General features: G+C 65.3%; 18 protein-coding genes. 14 read left to right on the top strand and 4 right to left on the bottom strand.

Annotated features, from left to right (window positions below; all coding sequences use genetic code 11):
• The first annotated feature begins 107 nt into the window (after window positions 1–107).
• From AKJ09_RS18595 to AKJ09_RS18535, 13 genes are all read left to right on the top strand, one after another.
• A complete protein-coding gene (locus AKJ09_RS18595) occupies window positions 108–2006 on the top strand; it encodes a TolB family protein (RefSeq protein ID WP_169927649.1) in 1899 nt (632 codons plus the stop codon).
• Window positions 2007–2111: 105 nt separating this feature from the next.
• Window positions 2112–3146, top strand: a complete 1035-nt coding sequence (locus AKJ09_RS53080; RefSeq protein ID WP_205633738.1) for a hypothetical protein — start codon at window positions 2112–2114, stop codon at window positions 3144–3146.
• A 119-nt stretch (window positions 3147–3265) separates the two neighbouring features.
• Window positions 3266–3856 (top strand): RNA polymerase sigma factor, encoded by a 591-nt coding sequence (locus tag AKJ09_RS18580; protein WP_169927647.1) that lies wholly within the window; start codon window positions 3266–3268, stop codon window positions 3854–3856.
• Complete coding sequence (locus tag AKJ09_RS18575) at window positions 3853–4647, top strand: tetratricopeptide repeat protein (protein ID WP_146648539.1); 795 nt, start codon at window positions 3853–3855, stop codon at window positions 4645–4647. Before AKJ09_RS18580 ends, AKJ09_RS18575 begins: the two co-directional genes overlap by 4 nt.
• Window positions 4644–6188: a hypothetical protein gene (locus AKJ09_RS18570; protein ID WP_146648538.1), complete on the top strand. Its 1545-nt coding sequence runs from the start codon at window positions 4644–4646 to the stop codon at window positions 6186–6188. Before AKJ09_RS18575 ends, AKJ09_RS18570 begins: the two co-directional genes overlap by 4 nt.
• Window positions 6175–7230: a vWA domain-containing protein gene (locus AKJ09_RS18565; protein WP_169927646.1), complete on the top strand. Its 1056-nt coding sequence runs from the start codon at window positions 6175–6177 to the stop codon at window positions 7228–7230. The genes AKJ09_RS18570 and AKJ09_RS18565 overlap by 14 nt, the downstream gene beginning before the upstream one ends.
• On the top strand, window positions 7230–8648 hold the full coding sequence (locus AKJ09_RS53075) for a hypothetical protein (RefSeq protein WP_169927645.1): 1419 nt from the start codon (window positions 7230–7232) through the stop codon (window positions 8646–8648). Before AKJ09_RS18565 ends, AKJ09_RS53075 begins: the two co-directional genes overlap by 1 nt.
• Complete coding sequence (locus AKJ09_RS18560; protein WP_240488953.1) at window positions 8648–9784, top strand: VWA domain-containing protein; 1137 nt, start codon at window positions 8648–8650, stop codon at window positions 9782–9784. Before AKJ09_RS53075 ends, AKJ09_RS18560 begins: the two co-directional genes overlap by 1 nt.
• Window positions 9785–9796: 12 nt before the next feature.
• A complete protein-coding gene (locus AKJ09_RS18555) occupies window positions 9797–11617 on the top strand; it encodes an FG-GAP-like repeat-containing protein (RefSeq protein ID WP_169927643.1) in 1821 nt (606 codons plus the stop codon).
• Window positions 11614–13272, top strand: coding sequence for an FG-GAP-like repeat-containing protein (locus AKJ09_RS18550; protein WP_146648534.1), 1659 nt, complete (start codon window positions 11614–11616; stop codon window positions 13270–13272). Before AKJ09_RS18555 ends, AKJ09_RS18550 begins: the two co-directional genes overlap by 4 nt.
• 23 nt (window positions 13273–13295) lie before the next feature.
• Window positions 13296–14123: a hypothetical protein gene (locus tag AKJ09_RS18545; protein ID WP_146648533.1), complete on the top strand. Its 828-nt coding sequence runs from the start codon at window positions 13296–13298 to the stop codon at window positions 14121–14123.
• Window positions 14124–14220: 97 nt separating this feature from the next.
• Window positions 14221–16005, top strand: coding sequence for a feruloyl-CoA synthase (locus AKJ09_RS18540; RefSeq protein ID WP_146648532.1), 1785 nt, complete (start codon window positions 14221–14223; stop codon window positions 16003–16005).
• A 338-nt stretch (window positions 16006–16343) separates the two neighbouring features.
• Window positions 16344–16949: a hypothetical protein gene (locus tag AKJ09_RS18535; protein WP_146648531.1), complete on the top strand. Its 606-nt coding sequence runs from the start codon at window positions 16344–16346 to the stop codon at window positions 16947–16949.
• Window positions 16950–16955: 6 nt separating this feature from the next.
• Here AKJ09_RS18535 and AKJ09_RS18530 read toward each other — a convergent pair whose 3' ends face one another.
• Window positions 16956–17999, bottom strand: coding sequence for a hypothetical protein (locus tag AKJ09_RS18530; RefSeq protein ID WP_146648530.1), 1044 nt, complete (start codon window positions 17997–17999; stop codon window positions 16956–16958).
• A 60-nt stretch (window positions 18000–18059) separates the two neighbouring features.
• Between AKJ09_RS18530 and AKJ09_RS18525 the strand changes: the two genes are divergently transcribed.
• The gene (locus tag AKJ09_RS18525) at window positions 18060–18938 is read left to right on the top strand and encodes an aldose epimerase family protein (protein WP_146648529.1); all 879 of its coding nucleotides are present in this window, start codon (window positions 18060–18062) and stop codon (window positions 18936–18938) included.
• Here the strand turns inward: AKJ09_RS18525 and AKJ09_RS18520 are convergent.
• The 3 genes from AKJ09_RS18520 to AKJ09_RS18510 form a co-directional block, all read right to left on the bottom strand.
• Complete coding sequence (locus tag AKJ09_RS18520; RefSeq protein ID WP_146648528.1) at window positions 18935–20686, bottom strand: ABC1 kinase family protein; 1752 nt, start codon at window positions 20684–20686, stop codon at window positions 18935–18937. The genes AKJ09_RS18525 and AKJ09_RS18520 overlap by 4 nt on opposite strands.
• 216 nt (window positions 20687–20902) lie before the next feature.
• Window positions 20903–22285: a L,D-transpeptidase gene (locus AKJ09_RS18515; RefSeq protein ID WP_146648527.1), complete on the bottom strand. Its 1383-nt coding sequence runs from the start codon at window positions 22283–22285 to the stop codon at window positions 20903–20905.
• A complete protein-coding gene (locus tag AKJ09_RS18510) occupies window positions 22282–24201 on the bottom strand; it encodes a sensor histidine kinase (RefSeq protein ID WP_240488515.1) in 1920 nt (639 codons plus the stop codon). The genes AKJ09_RS18515 and AKJ09_RS18510 overlap by 4 nt, the downstream gene beginning before the upstream one ends.
• Window positions 24202–24289: the final 88 nt, after the last annotated feature.

The following is a 24289-nucleotide window of genomic DNA, read 5'->3' as shown; positions in this document are numbered from 1 at the left end:
GCACGATCCACCGCCTGCTTCTCGCGCCGCATCACCGTCACGGGTTTGCCCAACGCGCGACCCAAGCGAGACGCCCCCACGAAGCGCGTTCGGTCCATAAGCCGCCCATGCGGAAGACCTTCGCCATCGGGCTCGTGCTCGCGCTGATTGCAGGTTGTGGATCGAAGAGCCGACCCACGTACGACGAGAACGGCGCGGCGAATGGCGACGGAAACGGAAATGGCCTTGGTCCCGCCCTGACGCCGGGAACGGCCCCCGGCGACACGCTCACGCTCGAGCCCGCGAGCGTGGTCCTCGACGTGCAGGATGGCAAGCCGCTTCCGACGGTCGACTACCACGCGTTCCTCATCCACAAGGACAACTCGCGTGACGAGGTCACGTCGAACGTGAACCTCTATCTCGATCAACCTGCGAACTCGGACTTCGGCACCTTCTCGAAGGGCACGTTCACCGCTTCACCGAACGGCGTCGGCAAGACGCTCGTGCATGCCGAGCTCGGAACGCTGAAGGCCGACGCCGCGCTCTCCGTGAAGCTCACCAAGGTGGTCGTCCTCGCCGGAGCGCCTGCGGACGCCGCATCGAAGTTCGGTGGCGCCGTCGATCCCGCGCGCAAGCCCTCCATCGTCTATCCGAACGACGGCGTGATGGTGCCGCCGAACATGAACGAGCTCGAGTTCCACTACCGCGCAGGCAGCGGAAACGATCTCTTCGAGCTCGGCGTGAAGGGCGATCTCCTCGACCTGCGCGTGTACTTCGGCTGCACGGCGCTCGGCGACGGGTGCGGGTGGGTCCCCTCGCCTGCCGTGTGGGGCATGCTCTCGTCGGCGGGCCGCGGACAGGATCCGCTCACGTACGTGCTTCGCGGGACGAGCAGCGCGGGTGGAAGCGTCGGCGCGTCCTCCTCGCAGACCATCGCCTTCGGCGAAGAGGACATCCTCGGCGGTCTCTATTACTGGAACGCCGGAGCCGGCGCGACGATGCGCTACGAGTTCGGCGTCAGCGGGCAGAAGGCCGAGACGTACATGAACGCAGCGAAGGCCGGCGCGCTCACCTGCGTGGGCTGCCACGTTCTCTCGCGCGACGGCGAGCGCATTTCGGTCGGCCTCGATATGCCCGCGCCGGCGGCCTACAAGGTCTACGCCGTCGACTCGAAGTCCATGGTGTTCGGCCAGGGCGGTTCCATGGGCGGAAGCGGAGCGAACTTCTTCACGTTCTCTCCCGACAAGTCGCAAATCATGGTGTCGAACGGAGTCAACCTCTCCCTTCGCGACGCGACCACGGGCGCCGCCATCCAGGAGAAGGTGACCGACGGAGCGATGCCCGACTGGTCGCCCGACGGCGCGAACATCGTCTTCGCACGCCCGAAGCAGGCCGTGCCCTGCATCGGCTTCATCTGCAGTTCGACGGGGGTCGTCGAGGCCTCGCTCCAGGTCCTCACGAAGGTCGGATCCGGGTGGAGCGCGCCGACCGAGCTCGTTCCGACGACCGGCCAGAACAACTACTACCCGAGCTACTCGCCCGACGGCGGCTGGGTACTCTTCAATCGAGCCTCGATCGGCAAGACCGCCGATGACAAGGTCAAAGGCTCGTACGACGCGCCGGACGCTTCGCTCGCGGTCGTGTCGCGGTCGGGCGGAGCGGTGCTGCCGCTCGCCAACGCGGGCTCGCCCAACGGCGACTCGTGGCCGAAGTGGATGCAGCGTGATCAAAACTATCGGGGCAAGAAGCTGATGTGGCTCACCTTCTCGAGCCGCCGCGCTTACGGCCTCCGCAAGGGTGTGGGCGACAATGCCCAGATCTGGATGGCGGCCTTCGACCCCGAGGCGGCGGCGCAGGGCAAAGATCCCTCGCTCTCCGCCTTCTGGCTTCCCTTCCAGGAGCTTTCGAGCGGCAACCACATCGCGCAATGGGTGACGCGTGTCGCTCGGAAGGGTTGCGTCGACGGCTCGGTGTGCGAGGGCGGCGAGGCCTGCAAGAACGGCGTCTGCGTCCCCGTCATCAAGTGACTCGATCGGCTGACCTTGCCATGCTCTGACCGCTCTTTTTTTTTGCGGGCACGTGTAGGATCGCGGTAGCGCCCGCTTGGGCGCCTCGCGGGCCTAGATCGTCGCATGAGGAGGAGGTCAGGAAGGCTCGCGTGCGCGTTGACGGCGCTCCTCATCGCGAGGACGGCGGCGGCGACGGAGCGCACGACGTTCGGGCCAGCGACCGTCGACGTGACGATCGGGTCGTCCGACGATCCGCATTGCCCCACAGAAACAGCGTTTCTCGACGCGGTGCGCGCTTCGCTGGCCGCAGCTCCAGGTGAAGAGCCTCCGCCCGCGGCGCGCTTCGATATCGACGTCACCAGCACACCCGAAGGTGCAATTGGGCATCTCGTGTCGCGCCCCGAAGGCGGCGAAACGAGCTTCGAACGTTCGGTCCGTGGAGCGACCTGTCGAGAAGCGGCCGAAGCGATCGCTCTCGTCCTCGTCACGAGCATCCACCCTCTTGCGGCGCCCGTCGATCTCTCGTCTACCCCCGAGCCGCCCCCTGCCCCACCTCCCCCACCTCCCCAACCACCGCAGACGCCCGCCAAGCGGCCCGCGCCGAAGCCGCCCGTCCACGAAGGTCCGGTCGTCTTTGGTCTTCGCGCGTCGGCAGGGATGCTGGTCGGGATTCAACCCGGGGTGACCGGCGGCATCGATCTCGAAGGGGTCGCCCGACTTCGCCGCGCCCCGGTCGAACTCCGACTGGGCGGCGGGGTGTACCTCCCCACCGACAAGACCGTCGCGGGCGGTACGGTCGAGTTCTGGGACGTGCGGCCGAGGGCGGACGTATGCGTCTCCCCCGAACCGGCGCCGGGTTCGCGTTCGGTCACCCTCGTCTTCGGCGGCTGCGGCGGAGCTAGCGTCGACGTCGTCTTCACGAAAGCGCGGGATTTCCAGCTCGTCGCGAGCACGACGACCGTCATCCCGAGCCTGACGGTCGGAGGGTTCGGCGGGGTGGCGTTCGGCCCCAAACGAAGGTTTCGGGCGGGCGTCGAGGGGGAGCTAGGATTTCCCTTGGCGCCGGCGACGTGGAACGTGATCTCCCTCGGGGAGGTTCATCGCACCTCGCCCGTCACCGTGCGGCCGGCCGGTTTCTTCGCCGTGCACTTTCCGTGATCATCTGAAGACGCCCCATCGATGACACAAGCGTGGTGGCACTACGCTCGCTTCCGTCTCGCGCCCTCGGCGAGACACTTCTCACGCGAGCCGCTCGAAACGAGCGGAAGGTCGCGGCCGTGACCGACGAAGTCGACGAGCCGGCGGCGAGTGGCGTCCAGGTCACGGCCGAGCGCGAGCTTCGTGAACCGCGCGAGGCCCTCGAAGAGCTGAGCTCGTCCGTCTTTCGGGTTTTGCGCCGACTCGGCGTGCAGCCCAACGAGCTCGAAGACGGCATCCAGAGCGTGCTCATGCAGATCTGGGGTCGCTGGGCAGTCCTCGGAAAGCTGCCTTCCGACGAGCTCCGCGCCTACGCTTGCACGGTCGCAAGCGGCGTTGCCATCGACTTCTCGCGGCGACGTGGACGCGTTCAGGCCCACACGGGCACGCTCGAAATCGAACCCGTTCTCGACGAACCGGGCCCCGACGTCGCGGTCGATCAGAAGCGCGCGCTCGAGATGCTCGACACCATCCTTCGAGCGATGCCGGAGGAGCGTCGCATCGTCTTCGTCCTCTACGAAATCGAGGAGCTTGGAGTGCACGAGATTGCCAGCCGACTCGACGTACCGGTCGGCACCATCGCTTCGCGCCTGCGCAAGGCGCGTGAGGAGTACGAACGCGCCGTCGTCCGTTTGCGCGCCGCTCAGGCCTTTCCGGGAGGACGACGATGAGCGACTCGAAGGTCCCGCGACGCCTCCTCGACTCCGCGGATTCGTCGGATCCGCTCGGCCGGTCGCTACTCTCTGCTGCGCGCGGGGATCGTCTTGCACCGAAGCACGCGTCAGCGCTCGTCTCCGCCGTGCTCGCATCGTCGGCCGCAACGAGCGCCGCGAGCAGCGAAGCTCCGTCGAAGCGGATTGAACCGCCGGCAGCCACGTCGACTGGCACGTTCCTGAAGCTCGCCGCTCTCACGGTGACGGCGGGCAGCCTCGCCTTCGTCGTGATGAACGCTTCGAGCCCCGTCGCGACGACTACCCCTGCCCCGACGCTGACAGCCCCCATCGCGGCGCCGGCCGCAACGGCCGTGGAAGCGCCGCCGTCGCCCAGCTCCAAGGACGAGCCGACGATCTCGGTCACCGATCTGCCGACCGCCGTGCCATCCGCCGCCCCACCGTCGAAGGTCGTTCGCGACAACGCTTCACCGGCCGCGGCGACCACTGCATCGCCGAAGATCGAAGAACCTGCATCGATCGAAGCCGAGCTCGCCGCGCTGCGCGAAGCGCGGACGCTCCTCCGCGAAGGCAAGGCCGACGAGGCCCGAAACGTCCTCGATGCGTACACCAAGCGCTTCCCTCACGGCACCCTCGTGCCTGAGGCAGACGCGCTCGCGATCGAAGCCGCCGTCGCCGGTGGCCACTCGCAGGAAGCCCGCGCGCTCGCCGATGCCTTCTTGGCGAAGCATCCGACGAGCCCGCAAGCGCCACGCGTCCGAATCCTTCGAGAGCGTCTGGAAGCACGATGAAGAAGACCTTGGGAACCCTCGCGGGGGCGACGCTCGTCGCGCTCGTTGCACTAGTGGCGTGCGCTCAAAGCACGGACGTCGCCGCGACCGATTCGTCGGCCATCGTCTCGCCCTGCAAAGAAGACTGCTCGAAGGCCATCGCCAACGACTGCTTCGTGGGCGTTTGCGACACGGCGACAGGTTCATGCAAAATACAACCAGCCACGGACGGCACCGAATGCGACGACGGATTCTTCTGCACCGTCGGAGAGACCTGCAAAGCGGGTGTCTGCGGAAACGGCAAGCCGAATCCGTGCGGTTCGAACGACTGCCTAACGGGCATCTGCAACGAAGACCAGGATCGCTGTCAGCTCATCGCTCGCCCCGACGAGACGCCGTGCTCCGTTCCCGACAATCTCTGCGTCGTCGGCGCCGCCTGCAAAGCCGGTGAATGCGTCGGGACGCCGAAGAGCTGTGATTTCGACCCGAACATCGACGAATGCCACGTCGGCGCGTGCAACCCGAAGACGGGCGCGTGCGAGCTCTCGCCCGGCAACGATGGCGAACCGTGCCACGGCAACGGCTTCTGCTTCCACAACCAGACCTGCCTGCATGGCACATGCGTCGGCGGACAGAGCACGGCCAACTGGTGGTACTCGACCGACAAGAGCGTGTGTCACATCCTCTCGTGCGATCCCAAAGATGGTTCGCGCGTCGAGAAGACGGTTCCCGTCGGCGGTGAATGCGTTCCGACAACGGCGAGCGGCGCGAATCTCGAGTGCATGACCGGCCTTTGCCGCGACGGCAACATCTGCGACACCGTCATCAAGACCGGTGCCCCGTGCACCACGGCCGCCGACGATTGCACGGTCGGCACGTGCGCGGAGAACGGCTCATGCGCGCCGACCGCCACGAACGAAGGCGCGGCGTGTGACACGCGCGACTTCTGCACGATGGCATCGACCTGCCATCAAGGCACGTGTAGCGGCGTGCTCAAGAGCGGCGTGACCGTCTACTACAAGACCGATTTCAGCGCCGGTTTCGCGGGATGGACGCCGAAAGACGAGATGCACTCGCCGTGGGCCGTGAGGCCCGCCACGTCGATCGAGCGGCAGCAGAACGGATTCGAGCCCGAGCGTGACCATTCGCCGTCGCCAGATGGCAACATGCTCCTCTGCAAACAGTGCCAGCCCGGCACCTACGCCGATTCACCGCCGATCGACCTGGAGGGGGCCTCGGACAGGGTGTGGCTCACGTTGTGGCGTGCGGTCAAGCACGTAAACGACAGCTCGGCCTACGTCTCGGTGTTCGATGGCACGAAGTGGCGCGTCGTCTGGAGCACGCCCTTCGGCGACGCCTCGCAAGACTTCACCTGGTACCCCATCACCGTCGACGTAACGCGGTTCAAAAACGCGAACTTCAAGATTCGCGTGGGCATCGACGTCGGCGATCCCCAGCAGAACAATTATGGAACGTCCTTCTTCGTCGACGACGTCATCGTCGCCAGCCAGTCATGCGCACCGCCCGGAACGGCGCAGGGAGGCTCGAATGGCGGGAACTGAATGGCTTCGCCGCGCACTCTTCCTGGCTCCGCTGCTGAGCGTCGCGCTGGCATGCAGTAGCTCCGATCGCTCGTTCGACAACGGCGAGACGCAAACGCTGGGCGATGCCAGCACGCCGAAACCCGATGCCACGATCCAAGCGTGCACGGGGACGTCTCTCGGCGCGAGCCATCGCCCGCTCGATCTGTTCATCCTGCTCGACCGCTCACTCAGCATGGACGGCGCGCCGTGGGACGCCGCTCGGGGTGCACTCGAGGACTTCTTCGCGAACCCGCAAGTCTCGGACGTCCAGGCCGCTCTCAACTACTTCCCGAACGACGGGGACACGAATGTCTCCACATGCGTGCTCGACTTCTATCGGCAGTTCGCCGTCGGGCTCGGACCGCTCCCTGCGCATGCGCCCGAGCTCGCCGCTTCGCTCGATCGGACGAATGGGAAAGGCAACGGCACGCCCACCGCAGCCGCGCTTCGCGGGGCCTTGGAAACTGCGGTCGACTACAAGCGCACGCACGCGGATCGGACGGTGGCCCTCGTGCTCGTATCCGACGGCGTACCGACGACCTGCACGCCGGATCCTTCGGTGCTCGCGGCCATGGCGCAAAGCGCGAATACCGAATACGGCACACTGACGTTCGCCATCGGAATCGGTATCGAGCCTGTCGGACTGATGAATAACATCGCGAAGGCGGGCGGCACGGGGCAGGCACTCAACGTGAACAATCCGTCGGAGCTCACCGTGCAGCTGCGCCGAGCGCAAGCAAACGCCGTGGGCTGTGAATTCGTGATTCCGAAGACTGCACCGGGCGGCGGTGTTGTCGATCCGTCACTCGTGAACGTCGTCGTCACCGATGGCGACGTTCCGCGCAACTTGCCGAAGACAGGCGAGCGCGCGACCTGCGCCAATCGTGAGGGTTGGTATTACGACAATCCCACGACACCGACGACGGTTCGCCTCTGCCCGGCTTCGTGCGATCTCCTCGTCGCCGGCAAGGAACCGAAAATCGACGTGACGTTCGGCTGCCAGACGGAGGGCCCGCGCTGATGAACGCCTCTTCCTTCTGGCGAACCGTGTGCTCGAAACGCTCGGTGTTGGCCGCGGCATGTGCGGTGGTGGTCGGCGTTCTCGCGCCTGCCTGCAGCAGCGATTCGTCCGACACCGCCCCTATACGCGAGACGTTCGCGACGTGCACGGCAGACTGCTCTGCGATTCCGGCCCCTGCTTGCCATACTTCGCAGTGCAACCTCCAAACCGGTCAATGCGAGATCGTCCCGGTCGATTCTGCCCCCTGTGACGACGGCCTATTCTGCACCGTCAACGACCACTGCGCGGCCGGCCAATGCGTGGGCGATCCCAATCGGTGCGGACTCGACGCTCCTACGTGCAAGACGATCGCTTGCAATGAGTCCGAGCGTACCTGCTCGATTGCCAGCGAGATCGACGGCGTCTACTGCCAAGCGACCGAAGCGTGCAGCGTCTTCGCGACGTGCCAGAAGGGTGCTTGCGTGGCGGAGCCCAAGACGTGCTCCTTCACCGAGGCTCCCACGTGTCAGGTTGCAAAGTGCAATCCCACCACGGGCGCGTGCGATTCCTTCGATCCTGCGCCCGACGGTACGCCGTGCGACGCCGATCCCTGCACCGTCAACGCGACATGCAAAGGTGGCAAGTGCCAGGGCGGCGGCCCGCGCAACTGCAGGGATTGGAGTGACGAGTGCAACGTGGGCAAGTGCGACGCCGCTCATGCCGGTTGCTATCGCGCGCCCGCCAACACCGGAAATGCGTGCGCGAAGGCTGACGCCTGCAACAAGGGCGTCTGCGACGACAAGGGCAGCTGCGTGCTCACCGCCAAGAACGAAGGCGGCGTGTGCAACGACGGCAACTCGTGCACGACGAACGACCTCTGCACGAGCGGCAAGTGCCAGGGCAGCGGCTCCGGGGTCCTCCTCGCGGACTCGTTCGCCAGCAACGCAAACGGTTGGACCATGGACGCACCGTGGGCCATCAGCAGCCCGCATGCGGCGTCGCTCTGGTGCCAGGCCTTCGACGATCACACGGGGTTCGGCGATAGCGGACTTGCCTCGACATCACTTTGGGGTGACGACGGCACGCAACCACGCGACTTCGCCTGGCTGACCAGTCCGGCGGTCGACGCCAGCGCGTCGAGCACGCTCAACCTCTCCTTCTACCAGCTCTTCGAGTGGCTCACGCCGCCGTGGCAGCAAGCCGTGATGGAAGTTTGGAACGGCACGGCTTGGGTGCGCGTCTGGGAAAACCAGGATTCGACCTTCAAATGCGTCGACATGATCACGTACGAGCAGGTCTGGAAGCACGTCACCATCGACCTCACCGCTTACAGGAATTCGATGTTGCGCGTGCGCTTCGGCCTGGCCGTGAAGGTGGCGGCCGCCAAGGCTGGCTGGTCCATCGACGACCTTTCGATTACGAGCACGTCGTGTCCGTGATGGTGACCAAGATGCGATCTTCGTCTTCCTACAAATCGCTGTGCCTCGCGCTATTCACGGGCAGTCTCGTCGCCGTTACCGGCTACGGTTGCAGCAACGACTCGCTCCAGAAGTTCGACACGAATAACGGGAGCTCTATTTCGACGGACGGCGGGGTGGACGCCTCGGCGAGCGCAACGTGCGCCGAGAGCGGTCAAAAGGCAAAGACCCTCCCGCTCGACATCGTGTTCCTCCTCGATCGCTCGCTCTACATGAAGGGCGACAAGTGGAATGCGGCTTCCCACGCCCTCCTCGACTTCATCAGCCGCGGATTTCCTGCCCCAACGCAGGTGGCGCTGACGCTCGTCCCCTACACGGCCCCCGAGGACGTTTGGGGTGATCAGACGGGAGCGAACATCGACTTCTGCCAATATCGCGTTTATCAAAACTTCGTCGTCCCCATGGCGGACGTCTCCGTCCAGCGAGCTCCGGTCGAATCTGCCATCGCCAACGCGCTGCTCTCGGCAGGCTTTGGCTACGGACGCACGAGCCCGATCTACGCGTCGCTCCAGGGGACGTACTTTGCGGCAACCAAAGCTCAAGCCGAGAACCCGGATCACCAGGTCGTCGTAGTCTATGTCGGCAACGGCGCTCCGTTACCCTGTAACGAATACGGGTCGAACACGACGAATTCCGCGGCTATCGCGGCGCTCGCAGACTCCGCACTTCGGTACAACGGCGTGCGCACCTTTGCCGTCGCGCTCGACGATCAGAACTTCGGACTCATGTCCGAGATCGCGAAAGCCGGTGGCGGCGCGGCGTTCAAACCGTCCAACACCACCAGCGCCGGCATGCTCGACGCCATGCTCGAAGTCACGAAGGGCGCGCTCGATTGCGCGTACGCGCTCCCCGTGGCGCCGGCCGGAAGGACGCTCGATCCGTCCACGCTGAGCGTCGAGATCACTTCCGCCACGGGCGATCGAAGCGTCATCCCCGCCGTGACCCAACCGGCCTGCGACGCGGCCGGCGGTTGGTTCTACGACAACGCAGCCAAGCCAACGAAGGTCATTTTCTGCCCCCAGACCTGCAACACTTTGCGCGACACGATCTCTCCACGCGTGGAGCTCGTCGTTGGCTGCAACAGCACGGTGTTCTGAGCCATGATCTCGATGAACCAAAGCCAGACCCCGTCGCGCAGGCTGGGTGCGAGAGTCCTCTTCCCGCTGGCGGCCTGCAGCGCGCTCCTTCTCGCCATGACCGCCAGCGCGTGTTCGAGCGACAGCACGCCAGATGACACGCATCCCGCCGCCGCAGACGCTTCCTCGAGCGCGGATGGGGGCGGTGACACGTGCCCCTCCGATCATCTGTATTGCGGGACGGAATGCGTCGACCTCAAAAGCGACCACGACCACTGCGGAAGCTGCACCACGGTGTGTGCTGCCGACCGATTCTGTCGAGGCGCGCGGTGCCGAACCTGCGAAGAAGACGGCCTCAAGAACTGCAATGGCCAATGCTCCGACTTGCTTTCGGATTCGAAGAACTGCGGTACTTGCGGCAACGCCTGCAGCGCGGCCGAGCAGTGCCGAAATGGCAATTGCGTCAATCCATGTCCGGAAGGCCAACTCTCGTGTAGCGACAAGTGCATCGATCCGACGGTCGACGCACAGAACTGCGGCTCGTGCGGACACGTCTGCCCGGCCGGACAGACATGCAACGCGAGCGCCTGCACCTGCGCGGACACGAACCTCGTTTCGTGCGACGGCATTTGTCTGAATCCGAAAAAGGAAAAGAACCACTGCGGGGCGACCCCGGGGTGTGGATTCAACACCGGATGGAGTGGGTCGGCCTGCCTGGCCAATGGATACTGCTCGGAAGGCAATTGCCACCTTTGCCAAGCATGGACCAAGACGTGGACGTTCCAACGGACGCCGATCAGCAACCAGGCAGGTCTTCGGGCGGCGGTCGCCGACTTCAACAACGACACGAAGCTCGACGTTGCGGTGCTCGACCTCGCGAATGCGAAGTTGGACATCCTTCTCGGCAACGGTGATGGAACATTCCGCGCAGGCACTTCGTTTGCGGTCGGGAGCTCCCCCATTCAACTCGTCGTGCTGGACTACGACGGCGACGGGAAGAAGGATCTGGCGGTCGGCAATCGCCGACTCACCGCGCCCCCCGCGTTCGACTACCTCGTCGTCTACCATGGAAACGGTGATGGAACGTTCGCCGCTGGCGCGAGCATCGATCGCGAGACCGCCGTGGAGTCGTTGGCGGCCGGTGACATCGACGGCGACGGGCGTGACGACCTCCTAGCAACGGGCGGCGATTGGGGGGCCGAAGACGTGCGGGTTTACGTCGCGAAGGCCAACGGCGCGTTCGCGCTCGGCGCCAATTTCGCGAAACAGCTGACGGACATCAACAGCAGCGCCTCCGTAACCGACCTCGCCATCACCGACGTCGATGGAGACGGTCACGCCGATTTCGTTTTCTCCCCGACGACCATTCTGTTCGGCAAAGGCGACGGCACGTTCGGCGACTCATGGAGCGCGCCGATAGGCATCGGTGGCTACGATCGCTTCGTGATTGCAGACTTCAACGGCGACGGCAAAAGAGACGTCTTCTGGCGTGGATCGGGAGTCGCCAACCAGTGGTGGCTCGCGCCCGGCGACGGGGGTCGGACGTGGAAGTATCCGTCACTCGTCCTCTTCAGCGGCTCCTTCAACGTGACCCTCGCGGACGTCACGGGCGACGGCATCCGCGATCTCGTCGGAGTTGGCGGCGGCTATCCTTCGCATCTCTACGTGCGAGGCGGCCGTGGTGACGGCACGTTCGTCGCCGAGGAGCAATACGACTTTTCTACCGACGTCGCCGGCGTGTACCTGACGACGGCCGACCTCGACGGCAACGGGATCACGGACATCATCTCGAGCTCCTACGATTCAGTCATCGTTCTTACCGGACAGAAGTCCGCGCGCCCCGAGTGCCAATGATGCGTTCCTATCCCCTCCGTCGCGGACTCGCATGTGCACTGGCATTGTTCGCCGCTGCATCTCTCGCCTCCGCGTGCAGCAGCGACGCCGCCGTTCAACCGTCGTGCACGGGTCCGAACTGCGCGAACACTTGTGAAGCCGGTAAGACCGCATGCGGATCGAGCTGCATCGACACCGCGACGGATCGACTCAACTGCGGCGCGTGCGGAAAGACGTGCGGCGAATCCGAGACGTGCACGGCCGGCGAATGCACATGCAGCGCGGGTCTCGCCACGTGCGACGGTCCGAACGGGCGAACTTGCGCGAACGTGCGCTCCGACGCTGCGAATTGTGGCTCGTGCGGCCACGCTTGCAACGGTGACGAGACGTGCTTCGGTGGAAGCTGCGTCTGCCCCGGAGCCTCGATCACCTGCGGAGGGGTCTGCACCGATCCGCAGACCAACAAGAACCACTGCGGGGCAACCGAGGGCTGCGGAGAAGGCCGGGGCTCGGCGGGCGTCGCATGCCGACCCGACTTCTACTGCACGAGCGGCGCATGCATGGCGTGCGCGTCGTGGACGAATGACCACGACGTCGCCACGGGTCCCAAGCCCGTGGGAATCACCACCGCCGACCTGAACGGCGATGGCAAAGTCGACATGCTCGTGCGTACGTCGGTCAGCCTCGACGTCTTTCGCGGCAACGGTGACGGCACCTTCGAGTTGATTCAACGCGTCGCCGGGACAGGCATGAATGCGGCCGACATTGGCGTCGCGGACTTCGACGGCGACGGCAAGCTCGATGTCGCCGTCGCAGGGCCGGACACCGCAAATCCCGGGGCCCTCGCGACCCTCGTTCTCTTTGGATTCGGCGACGGCACGTTCGCCCCGACTCTGACGAGTCTGTCTCGGCCCGTCGTCCAGAACAGAACTGCCTATGCGAGCGGCCTTGCGACGGCGGACGTGAACAACGACGGCAAAGTCGACATCGTCGTAAGCGACCCGTTTCTCCCCGGCTATGCCGTCATTCTCAATCAGGGAAATCGCAACTTCGCACCACCGGTCAACGTCATGAGCGGCTCGGTCGCTCCGATGTATGCCGATCCGGTCGATCTCGACGGTGACGGCAAGCTCGATCTCGTCATCGCCAACAATACGGCGCTCTACTACTCGGACGACCCGTCGAAGATGGAGATTTTCCACGGCAACGGTGACGGCACGTTCGAAAAGCGCCAATCGTACGTGAGCGGCCCCGCCGGCTATTCCGTAGCCGTCGCCGATCTCGATGGCGACGGGAGGCTCGACATCGTCACGGTCGATTGGTCGAGCGCCCAGGTGTTCCGAGGACAGGCCGACGGCACGTTCAAAGGCGGCTCCAAACTCTACGTGCCCGTCGGCACCGCAACGGTCATCGCCAAAGACCTGAACGGCGACAAGATCGTGGATCTCATCTTCGCCGGAGGACGCTCCAAGGCCGACCAGAGCACGAAGTCGTTCGAAGTTCGCATTGGCAGTGGTGACGGCAGCTACTTTCCGCCCGTCATCCTTCCCGGCGGCACGGGCGGACTCACGGTTGCCGACGTCGACGGCGACGGACGGCAGGACATCCTCGCCGTCGATCTGCCGAACAACCAAGTCAAAGTGTACCTCGGAGCTTCCCGCTCCGAGTGCCACTGATTCTCTCGAACGAAGGACTCACGATGTCGCGTGCGTGGATGCAACGAGCCAAGCTCTTCGTGCTGGCGGCGGCGCTCGGCGTGCCTTTCGCCGCAGCCTGCGCCGCCAGCAACGCCGATTCGAATACGAGCGACGGCGGAACAGTTTCGACCGGTACGGACGCCAGCACCAGCGCTGACGGCGCCGTCGTGTGCACCGGATCGGTAGGCGAGGGAGTGCCGGCTCTTCAAACGGTCTGCGGAGGCGTGTGCGTCTCGTACGCCACCGATCCGAAGAACTGCGGAGGCTGCGGCAACGTCTGCCCCGAAGGCACGGTGTGCGCTTGGGGCCACTGCGGGAAGAACTGTCCGATCGGCCAGGTCCCGTGCGGCCAGACCTGTTCGACCCTCGCCTTCGATTCCGACAACTGCGGATCGTGTGGAACACAGTGCGCGAAGGGCCTCAGCTGCCACAACGGCTCTTGCGGTTGTGCAACCGGCCTCACCTACTGCAACAGCGCCTGCGTCGACAGGAAGAAGGACCCGAGCAATTGTGGAGCCTGCGGCAACGTATGCGCCCCTGGTGCGCGCTGCGTCGACGGTGCATGCGAGGCATGCCCCGCTGGACAGGACATATGCAATCCTGGTCCGTCGGCACGATGCTCGGACTTCAAGACAAGCCCCGTCGACTGCGGGAGCTGCGACAACGCTTGCGAAGCCGATGAAATCTGCTCGAACGGCACGTGCAGCTGCGGCCCTGCCCTCACGAAATGCGGCACTGCCTGCGTGAATACGAAGTTCGACGCCGCGAACTGCGGAGCGTGCGGCAACTCCTGCAGCAGCGGGAAATGCCAGAATGGACAATGCAACTAATCGCGATTCGAGAACGGCAGACCTGACAGCACGCTGACGCAACGAGCCATCCGGCCGACAGTCGCGAGGATGACGAGGCCGTGGCATCATCGATGCCATGCCGCTGAAGCTTGCTCCGCAACGGGTCAGCGCCGAGCGCAAGGGAGACGTCTGGTATCTCTCGTCCCCGCAGGAACTCCACGAACCGCCGCGGCGGCTGGGAGATCTCCTCCGGCGCGCGGCGGCAAGGGCGCCCGAGCGAGATTTTCTCGTCGAGCGTCGGACGGGAGTTCTTCACCGAACGACGTGGAAGCAGGCGCTCGAGGCGGCCGAAGGAATCGCGGACTGGCTGGTTCGAGAGCAACCACGTGACGTGCGGGTGGCTTCGCTCTCGGGCAACTCCGTCGACCTGGCGCTGCTCATGCTTGGCTGCCACCTCGCCGGGGTGCCGTTCGTGCCCATCTCTCCGGCGTATTCTCTGCTCTCGCAGGACTTCGCGAAGCTTCGCGTCGTGCTCGATGTGGTGAAACCTGGCGTGGTGTTCGTCGATCGCCCTGAGTCGTTCGAGCGGGCCATCGAAAGGTCTGGGCTTCGCGAACGAGCCACGCTTCTTCACGATCTACGGCCGCTCGCTTCTCGTCGCGCCGGCGGCGAGCTACGCGTACGTGAGTCCGAGATCCAGCCCGACGACGTGGCGAAGATCCTCTTCACCTCGGGCTCGACGGGATTCCCGAAAGGCGTCCTCAATACCCATCGGATGCTCTGCTCGAATCAGCAGATGATCGCGCAATGCTGGCCGTTCCTCTCCGAGGGACAGCCGCCGGTACTCGTCGACTGGCTGCCGTGGAGCCACACCTTCGGCGGCAATCACGACTTCAACATGGTGCTCTTCCACGGCGGGACGTTGCTCGTCGACGAAGGACGCCCCACCCCGGCGGGGATCGATGCGACGGTCGCCAACCTGCGTGAGCTCCCGCCGACCCTCTATTTCAACGTACCCGCGGGATATGCCGCGCTGGTTCCGAAGCTCGAATCGGACGACGCCTTCGCACGTGCGTTCTTCCAGCGCCTCGACGTCATGTTCTATGCCGCGGCGGCGCTTCCGCCCGATCTCTGGAAGCGCCTCACCACGCTGGCCGCGAAGTGGAGCGAACGCGAGGTCTTCATGACCACGGCGTGGGGTTCGACCGAGACGTCACCCATGGCGACGTCGACGCATTTCCACGTTCCTTCGGCGGGGAACATCGGACTTCCGGCGCCCGGCGTGACGCTGAAGCTCGTTCCGAGCGGCAACAAGGTCGAGGTGCGCGTGAAGGGCCCCAGCGTGATGCCCGGCTACCTCGACGAACCGGACCTTACGCGAGCCGCCTTCGATGACGAGGGCTTCTATCTCATGGGCGACGCGGTGAAGTTCGTCGATCCCGAACGGCCGGAGGCGGGGATCGCCTTCGATGGACGCGTGGCAGAAGACTTCAAGCTGTCGAGCGGAACGTGGGTGAGCGTCACGCACGTGCGCACGGGCGTCGTGGCAAAAGCCGGCGGGCTCCTGACGGACGTGGTCGTGTGCGGGCACGATCGTGAGTCGCTCGGACTGCTCGCGTGGCCCAGCATCGTCGGCTGTCGTGCAGTGGTCGGAGGAGAACGCGCCCTCGGCGAGCTCTCGACGTCGGAGACCATCCTGCGTCGCGTCCACGAGGTTCTTGCAGCGTGGAATGCCGACAATCCCGGCGGCTCGATGAAGATCGTACGCGTGCTGCTCTTGAGTGAACCGCCCAGCAGCGACGCCGGCGAGATCACCGACAAGGGCTACACGAACCAGCACGCGTGTCTCGAACGGCGCCGCGCCGACGTCGAGGAGCTCTTCGCGGATCCGCCTTCGACGCGCGTCCTGGTCCTCGGCTGAGCACGAAAGAGGGACCCGATGTCCCGCGCGGGACTCGTGGCCACACGTGTTGCCACTCGTGTCCCGGTCCGAGATCGCGCGCCATCGTGCATCGAATCGCTACGGACGCGCTCTCGAGCCTGACGCGATCGACCTAAAATCCAGGGGCGCGGAGCACGTGCGCGCTCGTGAAACGAACACGCGAGACGAGTCGGCACGCGCGTTGCGATGGGCCCTCGACCGCGACGTCGCCGACTCGCACGGCGGCCATCGCTGGGTGCCGATCGCTGCAGCGCCGGACGCATCGATTGCACGCGACTCCAGACGTGCGAACCGACCCATCCAGAAAAGGTGACCTCATGAGCCGAAACCTCCACAGTCTCGCCGTTGCTTCCATCGTCGCCGTCGGCCTCGCGGCGTGTTCGCACGACCGGCCCCAGGACGCGAAGGCGGCCGAAGCGCAATTGAGCAGCGACGAGATGAGAGCCCACCAGACCCAGACCGCGCTCGACCAGAAGCAAGCGGACGAGCAGGTGAAGGCGCAGCAGAGCAGCATGGACGTGGACAAGCGCGCCGAGCTCGAGGCGAAGCAGCGTTCCGAACGCGCCGAACAGCGATCGGACGATCAGCAGATGATCTCGTCGTCGCAGACCAACGTGATGGACAAAGGCGCGGTGCTCGATCAGGAGCGGCGTGACTTCGAGAGCAAGTCGAAGGAACGCATCACGAAGCTCGACGCCAAGGCCAAGGAGCTCAAGGCCAAGTCCGGCAAGCTCACCGCCCAAAAGAAGGCCGATTTCACGACGAATTGGCAGAAGTACGTCGTGCAGAAGGGCGATGCCGATACCAAGGTCGGCAACCTCCCGCGGGTGACGAATGACGGCTGGAACAGCGCGAAGCAGTCGATCGAGACGACCCTCGACTCGCTCGATGCAGCGGTCGACAATCTCGGCAAAGACTTGTAGCCGCGCTCAGTCCTTGGCTTCGAGCGTGGCGTAGAAGTCCCACGCAACGCGCTCGAAGAACGCTCGCGCCGGAGGGCTCTCGAGGAGCAGACGGACGTGGGGCCATAGCAGCTCCGCCAGAGGCTCGAGCTCGGGTCTCTCCGTCACGCCGATGCTCGTCAACCACTCCCCGAGCGTCTTGTCGCCATTCTCCTCGACGAACGCGGTGAGGGCAGCCTGCAGATGCTTGCGGGGCTCTTCGTGGCGAATCACCTCGAGGATGATCGCGTCGGCGGCGCGGTCCGTATCGCCACGCACCTCCTCGGTCACGCCCACCACGACGTCCGCGAGCGTCTGCTCGTAGAAGAAGAGGGCGACGTTCTTGCGAAGGGCCACGAAGGTAGGATCGCTGGTCTTCGAAACCACGAAGTCGGCAATCTTGCCTTTGGCCTTCCGCGAGAAGACGAGAAGGAACTTCCGAATCTCGGGCTCGAGTCGCTTGTCGAATTCGCCACGAATCGCGCCAATCGACTTGATGACGGTGCCCGAGCCGATGGGCATGACGCGCTTCAGGAGCGCGGGCAATCCCCATTCGGCGAAGAAGGGATTCACGCTGTCGTTGAACTCCCGAAGAGCGTCGTAGAGGACGTCGCGCAGGATCTCTTCGGTGGCCTCTTGCTCGATGACGCGGCGGATGAGGGCCTCGGGCACGATGTCGGGCCGCGCGATCAGCGAATCGATCGCCGTGCGCGCCTCGCCCGGAACGTAGGCTCCGAGCTTGACGTCGTGGGTGCGCAGCGAGGCGAGAACGCGACGGTGGATGTCGTGACCGATGGGCGCCCCGAAGCCCTTCACGCCCTTCTCACTCAGGATCTTCACGAGCCCCGAGACGAACACCTCGGGCTGCACCACGTCACGAATGCGCTGCGTGAGAATGTGATCGTAAGCCCCTTCGAAGGAGCGGACGAAGTCACCGTGCGCGCGCTCGTCGGTGAGGCGTTCGGCGAGGAACGCCACGTGACGCGTTCGGAGTGCTGCGATGGTGGCGGCGGGCAGCGTGAGCTCGGTCATGACCCAGAATCACTGACACGAACGCTCGCGTGCGTAAAGTTGGCGCTACAGTAGCGGGCCATGGCCTTCCCCGAGATCACCCCGCTCGAAACGATAACTCTGGAAGACGCCCTTCATGACGGGGTGAGCCGGTCGCGCGTTTGCATCGCCCCCGCCCGCGGCGGCATCGTCACGCGCTTCGACGTCGGCGAGCTCCGTGTTCTCTACCTGGACGAAGCCACGCTGCTCGACCAGACGAAGAACGTTCGCGGCGGAAATCCGGTTCTGTTCCCCTCTCCCGGCCCTCTTGCCGACGACCGGTTCACCTGGAACGGGAGAAGCGGGAGCATGAAGCAGCACGGTATCGCGCGTCTCGAACCGTGGACCGTGGAGGGGGTCAAGGAGCAGGAGGTGACGCTGGTGCTCTCCTCGAACGAGCGCACGCGCGCGGCGTTCCCTTGGGACTTCGAGGTGCGCTTCCGCTACCGGCTCGACGGCCCGAAGCTCCGCATCGAACAGCGCTACAAGAACCAGAGCGCGGCGGAGATGCCTTTCTCGGCAGGGTTTCACCCCTATTTTTACGTGCCGCAAGCCGCGAAGAGCGCCGCGAAGATCCCCACGAAGGCAACGCGCGGCTGGGACAACGTGCAGAAGCGCGAGGTCGAGGTAAAGGCACCCATCGACCTGACGGCCAAAGAAGTCGACCTCCACCTCTTCGACCACGCTCCGCCCGGCGGGTTCGGGAACCGCGCCACGCTCGAGTTCGGGGACGGCTCGAAGGTGATCGTCTCGGCCTCACCCGAGTTCGGTCGCTGGGTGGTGTGGACGCTCGCCGGCAAAGACTTCGTCTGCCTCGAGCCATGGACCTCGCCCGCCAACGCCCTGAATACGGGCGACCACCTCCTCGTGGTGCCGCCCGGCGAGGAGCGCGCGCTCTGGACGGAGTTCGCGCTGCTCTAACGACGACGGGGGGCGCGGCGCAGGTCGTTGAGGACGTGGGCAAAGAACATGATGCCCGCGATGGCGAGGAGGACGATTCCGACGATCTTCGCCGACGAGAGCGCGAGGACGCCCGAGACGGTGAACGACGAGACGACGATGCCCGAAAAGAGGCGGCGACCGAGCCTGTCGGTAGCCGCCGGAAGAGCGGGGTCCTCCGTCTTGATGACCAAGCGCCCAAGCCGGAGATCCTCGAGGACCTCGCGGGCCTGGAGGGGCACGTCGTAGCCCGCGCGCGAGAGCTGTTCGACGCCGCGAATGAGCTCGTTGCCGAGTCGCTGCGGTGAATACCGCTTCTTGAGCAGGTCGACGAAGTAGGGCTGCGCCTCGCCGAAGACGTCGAGCTCGGGATCGAGCTCCTTGGCGATGCCCTCGAGCGTCATCAGCGCTTTGCCGACGAGCATGAAGTCGGGCGGGATCTCGATGCCGTACTTCATCGCGCCCTGCACGAGGTCGCGAATCATGGCCGAGAGGTCGATCTCCTTGAGCGTGCGACCGATGTACTTCTCGGCGAGAAGCGAGACCTCCGCGCGATATTCGCGCATGTCGATCTTCTTCGTGGGCCGGCCGATGGCGAAGAGGGCGTCGGCGACGGCATAGGAGTCCTGGCGCACGGCAGCGACCATGAGATCGATCGTGCGATCGCGGAGCTCGGGGCTGAGGCGCCCGACCATGCCGAGATCGATGAGGCCGATGACGGGCTCGCCCTCCTCGGGCGGCCCCCCTTCGCCGTGCCTACGCATGATGATGACGTTGCCGGGATGAGGATCGGCGTGGAAAAAGCCGTCCTCGAAGACCATCTTGATGACGACGCCGACGGCGTTCTTGGCGACCTTCTTCGTGTCGATGCCGGCCGCCGCGGCCTTGTCGATCTTCACGCCGTCGAAGAACTCGAGCGCGAGGACGTGCTTGCTCGAGGCCTGCTTGTGGACCTTCGGGAACTTCGCGAGCTCGCCTTGCGGAGTGCCTTCGAAGTTCCGCGTGAAGCGTTCGCTGTTCTCGGCCTCGATGGTGAAGTTCAGCTCGGCGGTGATCGAGCGATCGAAGTTCTGAACGAGTCCGATCGGCGAATAGATGCGCGTCTCGGGGATCGTCCGTTCGAGCGCGGCGGCCATCATGTGCAGGAGCTCGAGATCGCGGGCGACGGTCTCACCCACGTTCGGACGCTGCACTTTGACGACCACCTTGGCCTCGCCGTCGGGCGTCGCGAGCGTGGCGCGATGAACCTGTCCGATCGACGCGGTGGCGAGAGGCTTTTCGTCGAACGAGACGAAGAGCTTGTCGAGCGGCTCACCGAGGCTCGACTCGATGACCGCCTTCACTTCTTCGAACGGAACGCTGGGGACGTTGTCCTGCAGCTTGCGGAGCTCGGCGATGACGTCGGCGGGCAGGAGATCGTTGCGGGTCGAGGCGATTTGGCCGAGCTTGATGAACGACGGCCCGAGGTCCTGCAAAACCAGGCGAATGCGTTCCGCCGTGGAGATGCGGTTCTTCTCTTCCTCGCCCTTTTCGAGCTCGTCGCTCGACATCTCGAGGGCGTCGTCGCGAACGCCGGAGACGGGCGGCGCGTCACTCGACTGGCCCTTGGATCGCGGCTTCTTGCCAAAGCCAATACGCGCGACGACTTCGCCGAAGCCATGGCGCACGAGCACGCTCGTGATCTCTCTCACGCGCCCGAGGTCCCGCACTGCCGACACGACCGAAATCACGGGTCGATCCTACCACCTCGTTCCAACAAAATGAGCGAGCACGATTCTCGCCACGATTAGGAAGCCGTGAGGGCAGACGAGGTCCCAAGTCGTGCGAAGCACGACGCGCCGAAGGCGTTCGGGGGAGGCTCGAAACCGGAGGTTTCGAGGGGGACCGGAAGGTCCCCACGAGAACGGGCTAAACGCTGTTCGCGATCGAAGATCGCGAACGGCGGTTTAGCGAACGCGGATGACCGTGCCGGGCTCGAGCTTGGTTGGAAACACGGCCGTCCAGCCCGAGGGCAGGTGCGGACCGGTGAAGGCGAAGAGCCAGCGTGCGTCGAGCGGCGCGAGATTCACGCAGCCATGGCTGTGCACGTGGCCGAAGTCGCGGTGCCAGAACACGCCGTGGAGCGCGATCGCCTTGTCGAAGAACTGCACCCAGGGCACGTCTTCGAGCGCGTAGTGCCTCTCGACGTCGTCCTTGGCGAGGTTGTCCATCTTCGTGGTGAAGATCTTCACCCAGATGCGGTGGACGCCCGGGTTCGTGGCCGTGTCACTCTTCGGAGGGCCCTTGCCGGTCGACACCAGCGTGGCGAAAACGGGCTTCGTGCCCTCATAGGCCACGAGCGTCTGCTGCGCGAGATCGACGTCGATCCAGCGCTCCGAGGCCTTCTCGCCGCCGATTTCGGCAGGAGGCGCGACGAGGCGCGGCCGTGAGAGATCGCGTGCGCGCATCCACTGAGCCGGCGTATCGCCGTCGGCCGAGATGCGGAGCATGGGTTCGCCCTTCGGCGTCGCCGGCGGCTTTTCCTCGTAGACCTTCACGCGCTCGAAGCGAACGCGCGTCCCGGCCGTCTTGTCGGGCTTCTCGGTCGGGTAGACGTTGGCCTTGTCCGCCGAGATCCACGCGAAGTCGGGTGCGTTTCCGTCGAGAAGCTCACCGTGGAAGAGCGAGGGACGCGCAGCCACGAGCTCGCGAAGCGCAATCCAACGCCCCTTCTTCGTCTTAATCCATTTCTCGCCGTGCTCCGCCTTCTCTTCGATGGCGGCGACCGCAAAGCCCTGCTCGAGCTCCTGATCGGGCGCATCGTCGAGCGCGTTGGCGAGGTTCGCGTAGCCGTACGCACCGTCGCCTCCGGCGAAGAAATAGCGATACGGCAGGCCGTCGTCGCCCTGTTGGGTGGGCTCGATCGGCGGAAGCGAGCGCGCGCCGGGGCGTTCGGGCCATACGCCGTCGCCCGAAGGAAGCACCCAAGGTCGAACGCCGAGCAGAAGCGCGGCGGGATCGTCTCCGGAGTAGTCGGCGACGTCGGAACAAATCCACGCCAGTGGGCCGACGTTGAGCCACCGGCCCTGGCACCCGTTCGCACGCCGCGTTCCGTAGAGCGGCAGGCGAGCACCGAGCTGCGCGCTTCCGCGACGCGCTTCGAGCTTGCCCGGCTCGGCATAGATCGCAGCGTCGAGCTTGTTGGGCGCGACCGAGCGCATCCACGTAGGAACGGGAACGTCGCCGGAATCGTTCCAGGGCGGCATCTCGTCGGCGTGGGCCGGCAAGACGCTCACGAGTCCGAGGGCCGCGACTTGGGCCGCGCGCAACCACACGCGAAAGCGGCTCATTCGCCCTGCGGAAGCCTCAGTTTGAACGTTACGCCCTTGCTCGTGGAGTGCACGGTGATGGTGCCGCCGTGCTCTTCCGCGATGCGCCGCGTGATGGCGAGGCCGAGGCCCGTACCGCCCTTCTTGCCGCTCGTGACGAACGACTGGAAGAGGCGATGCTCGATCTCCTTCGGAATGCCCGGGCCGTTGTCCGAGAAGGTGATGACGAGGAACTCGTCGCCGCCCGATTTGTCGCGCGTCACCTTGATGGTGAACTTGCCACCGCGCGGGGCCATGGCCTCGGTGGCGTTGCGCGCGAGGTTATGGATGACGCGGAGGATCTTGCCCTCGTCGAAGCGCGCCGTGCCCTTGTCCGCGAGTTCGATAACGAGCTCCACGCCGGAGCGCGCGAGCTGCGTTTGCAGCTGCTCTTTGACGTCGGCGAAGAACTTCGCGAGGTACACCTTGCGAATGAGAATGCTCTTCTCGCCGCGCGCGAACTCGAGGACGTCGCGCTGCATCGCGCCGATGTGCTCGAACTGCCTGAGCGCCTGATCGGCGTACTCTTCGCGCACCGAGCGCTTGTCGGCAGCGAGCATCATCTGCACGTAGCCACTGATGACCGTGAGGGGCGTCTTGAGATCGTGGATGACGCCCGAGAGGAGGCGGCCGATCGTGGTCAACCGCTCCTCGCGCTCACGCGCTTCACGCGACAGCTGTAGCTGGATGGCGGTGGACGCGTTCGCCGCAATGAGCAGCAAGAGCGCCCGATCTTCTTGGGTGAAGCCCGCCCGCGCCTGCCCGGGCGCCGAGAACGTCTTGTTGTAGAGCGCGATCGCGCCCATCGCTTCGCCGTCTTCGCCCTCGAGCGGAACGGCGATGCAGGCGTGGCAGCGCTCGCCGAGGAGCTTCTCGATCTCCGGGTCGTGGGACGCGTGGCGCTGCGCATCGTTCGTGAAGACGACCTCGCCGTGGGCCATCGCAGCGCCCGTGAAGCCCTTGTCCCCGCGAACCTCGGCGCGAACGAGGCGGCCCTCGTCGCGGCGCATGAAATACAGGTGCGTGCCGCCCGGGCCGTTGGTCTTGAGCGCGAAGGCACCGGCGAACGCTTCGCTCGTGCGGAGCGCCTCGGTGAGCACGCCCGTGAAGAGCTCCTCGAGCGACGTGGCGCGGCCCATCGCGCTCTCGAGGTCGAACAGGAGCTTGAGATCGCGCACGCGATGTTCGAGCTGCTCTTTGATCTCCAGGAGCTCGGTGTTCTTCTGGGTGACCGAGAGAAAGAGCCGCGAGTTGTCGATCGCGATGGCCGCTTGCGTGGCAAGCGAGGTGAGAACCACGGCGTCGTGGTCGGAGAACGATCCGTGCTGCTTGTTCAGCACCTGGATGACGCCGATGGTCCGCCCCATGTGGTTCTTCATCGGAACGGCGAGGATCGACCGCGTGCGGTAGCCCGAGGTCATGTCCCATTCGGGATTGAACCGCGGATCCTCGTAGGGGTCGTTGACCACAATCGGCTTGCCGATCTGCGCGACCTGGCCGGCGATCCCCTGCCCGACCTTGAGGCGGATGGCGCGGACTTCGTCGCCCTGGACAATCCGCGAAACGAGCTCCTTGGTGCGCTCGTCGAGCAAGTAGAGCGTGGCGCGGTCGGCGTCGATGGCCTCGTTGATCTTGTGGAGGATCAGCTCGAGGAGCTGCTCGAGATCGAGCGTGGTGCTCCCGAGCGCGAGACCGACCTCACGGAGCGCCACGCTGATGCGCCGCTCGTGGGCAAGCTCCTCCTCGAGCCGGGCAATTCGGGCCTCCGGCCCGCTCAGCTCCGTGCGGCTCTCGCGGTTTTCGCGGCCCTCGTCTTCGCGGTGGCGACCGCCGGCGGCTCGACGATGGGACGTGAAGCCCACCTCGATCGACGGGGAAGACGCCCGTGCCGACGGCACGGCCGAGCTCCTACCTTCCGGCGAAACCGGCGGCGGACGCTGGGATTTCAGAGCCACGTCTTGATTCTAAACCGTTTTGTGTCCGTTA

This window comes from Labilithrix luteola, from assembly GCF_001263205.1.
GTDB classification, from domain to species: domain Bacteria; phylum Myxococcota_A; class Polyangia; order Polyangiales; family Polyangiaceae; genus Labilithrix; species Labilithrix luteola.
The sequence above is the reverse complement of the archived record's forward strand: the minus strand, read 5'-3'. Positions and strand labels throughout refer to the sequence as shown.

Coding starts and splice junctions, on each gene's coding strand:
- AKJ09_RS18560 (WP_240488953.1), top strand. CDS start 8,648: ATGGTGACCAAGATGCGATCTTCGTCTTCCTACAAATCGCTGTGCCTC.
- AKJ09_RS18515 (WP_146648527.1), bottom strand. CDS start 22,285: ATGAGCCGCTTTCGCGTGTGGTTGCGCGCGGCCCAAGTCGCGGCCCTC.
- AKJ09_RS18525 (WP_146648529.1), top strand. CDS start 18,060: ATGGCCTTCCCCGAGATCACCCCGCTCGAAACGATAACTCTGGAAGAC.
- AKJ09_RS18555 (WP_169927643.1), top strand. CDS start 9,797: ATGAACCAAAGCCAGACCCCGTCGCGCAGGCTGGGTGCGAGAGTCCTC.
- AKJ09_RS18535 (WP_146648531.1), top strand. CDS start 16,344: ATGAGCCGAAACCTCCACAGTCTCGCCGTTGCTTCCATCGTCGCCGTC.
- AKJ09_RS53075 (WP_169927645.1), top strand. CDS start 7,230: ATGAACGCCTCTTCCTTCTGGCGAACCGTGTGCTCGAAACGCTCGGTG.
- AKJ09_RS18550 (WP_146648534.1), top strand. CDS start 11,614: ATGATGCGTTCCTATCCCCTCCGTCGCGGACTCGCATGTGCACTGGCA.
- AKJ09_RS18540 (WP_146648532.1), top strand. CDS start 14,221: ATGCCGCTGAAGCTTGCTCCGCAACGGGTCAGCGCCGAGCGCAAGGGA.
- AKJ09_RS18530 (WP_146648530.1), bottom strand. CDS start 17,999: ATGACCGAGCTCACGCTGCCCGCCGCCACCATCGCAGCACTCCGAACG.
- AKJ09_RS18595 (WP_169927649.1), top strand. CDS start 108: ATGCGGAAGACCTTCGCCATCGGGCTCGTGCTCGCGCTGATTGCAGGT.
- AKJ09_RS18575 (WP_146648539.1), top strand. CDS start 3,853: ATGAGCGACTCGAAGGTCCCGCGACGCCTCCTCGACTCCGCGGATTCG.
- AKJ09_RS18565 (WP_169927646.1), top strand. CDS start 6,175: ATGGCGGGAACTGAATGGCTTCGCCGCGCACTCTTCCTGGCTCCGCTG.
- AKJ09_RS53080 (WP_205633738.1), top strand. CDS start 2,112: ATGAGGAGGAGGTCAGGAAGGCTCGCGTGCGCGTTGACGGCGCTCCTC.
- AKJ09_RS18570 (WP_146648538.1), top strand. CDS start 4,644: ATGAAGAAGACCTTGGGAACCCTCGCGGGGGCGACGCTCGTCGCGCTC.
- AKJ09_RS18545 (WP_146648533.1), top strand. CDS start 13,296: ATGTCGCGTGCGTGGATGCAACGAGCCAAGCTCTTCGTGCTGGCGGCG.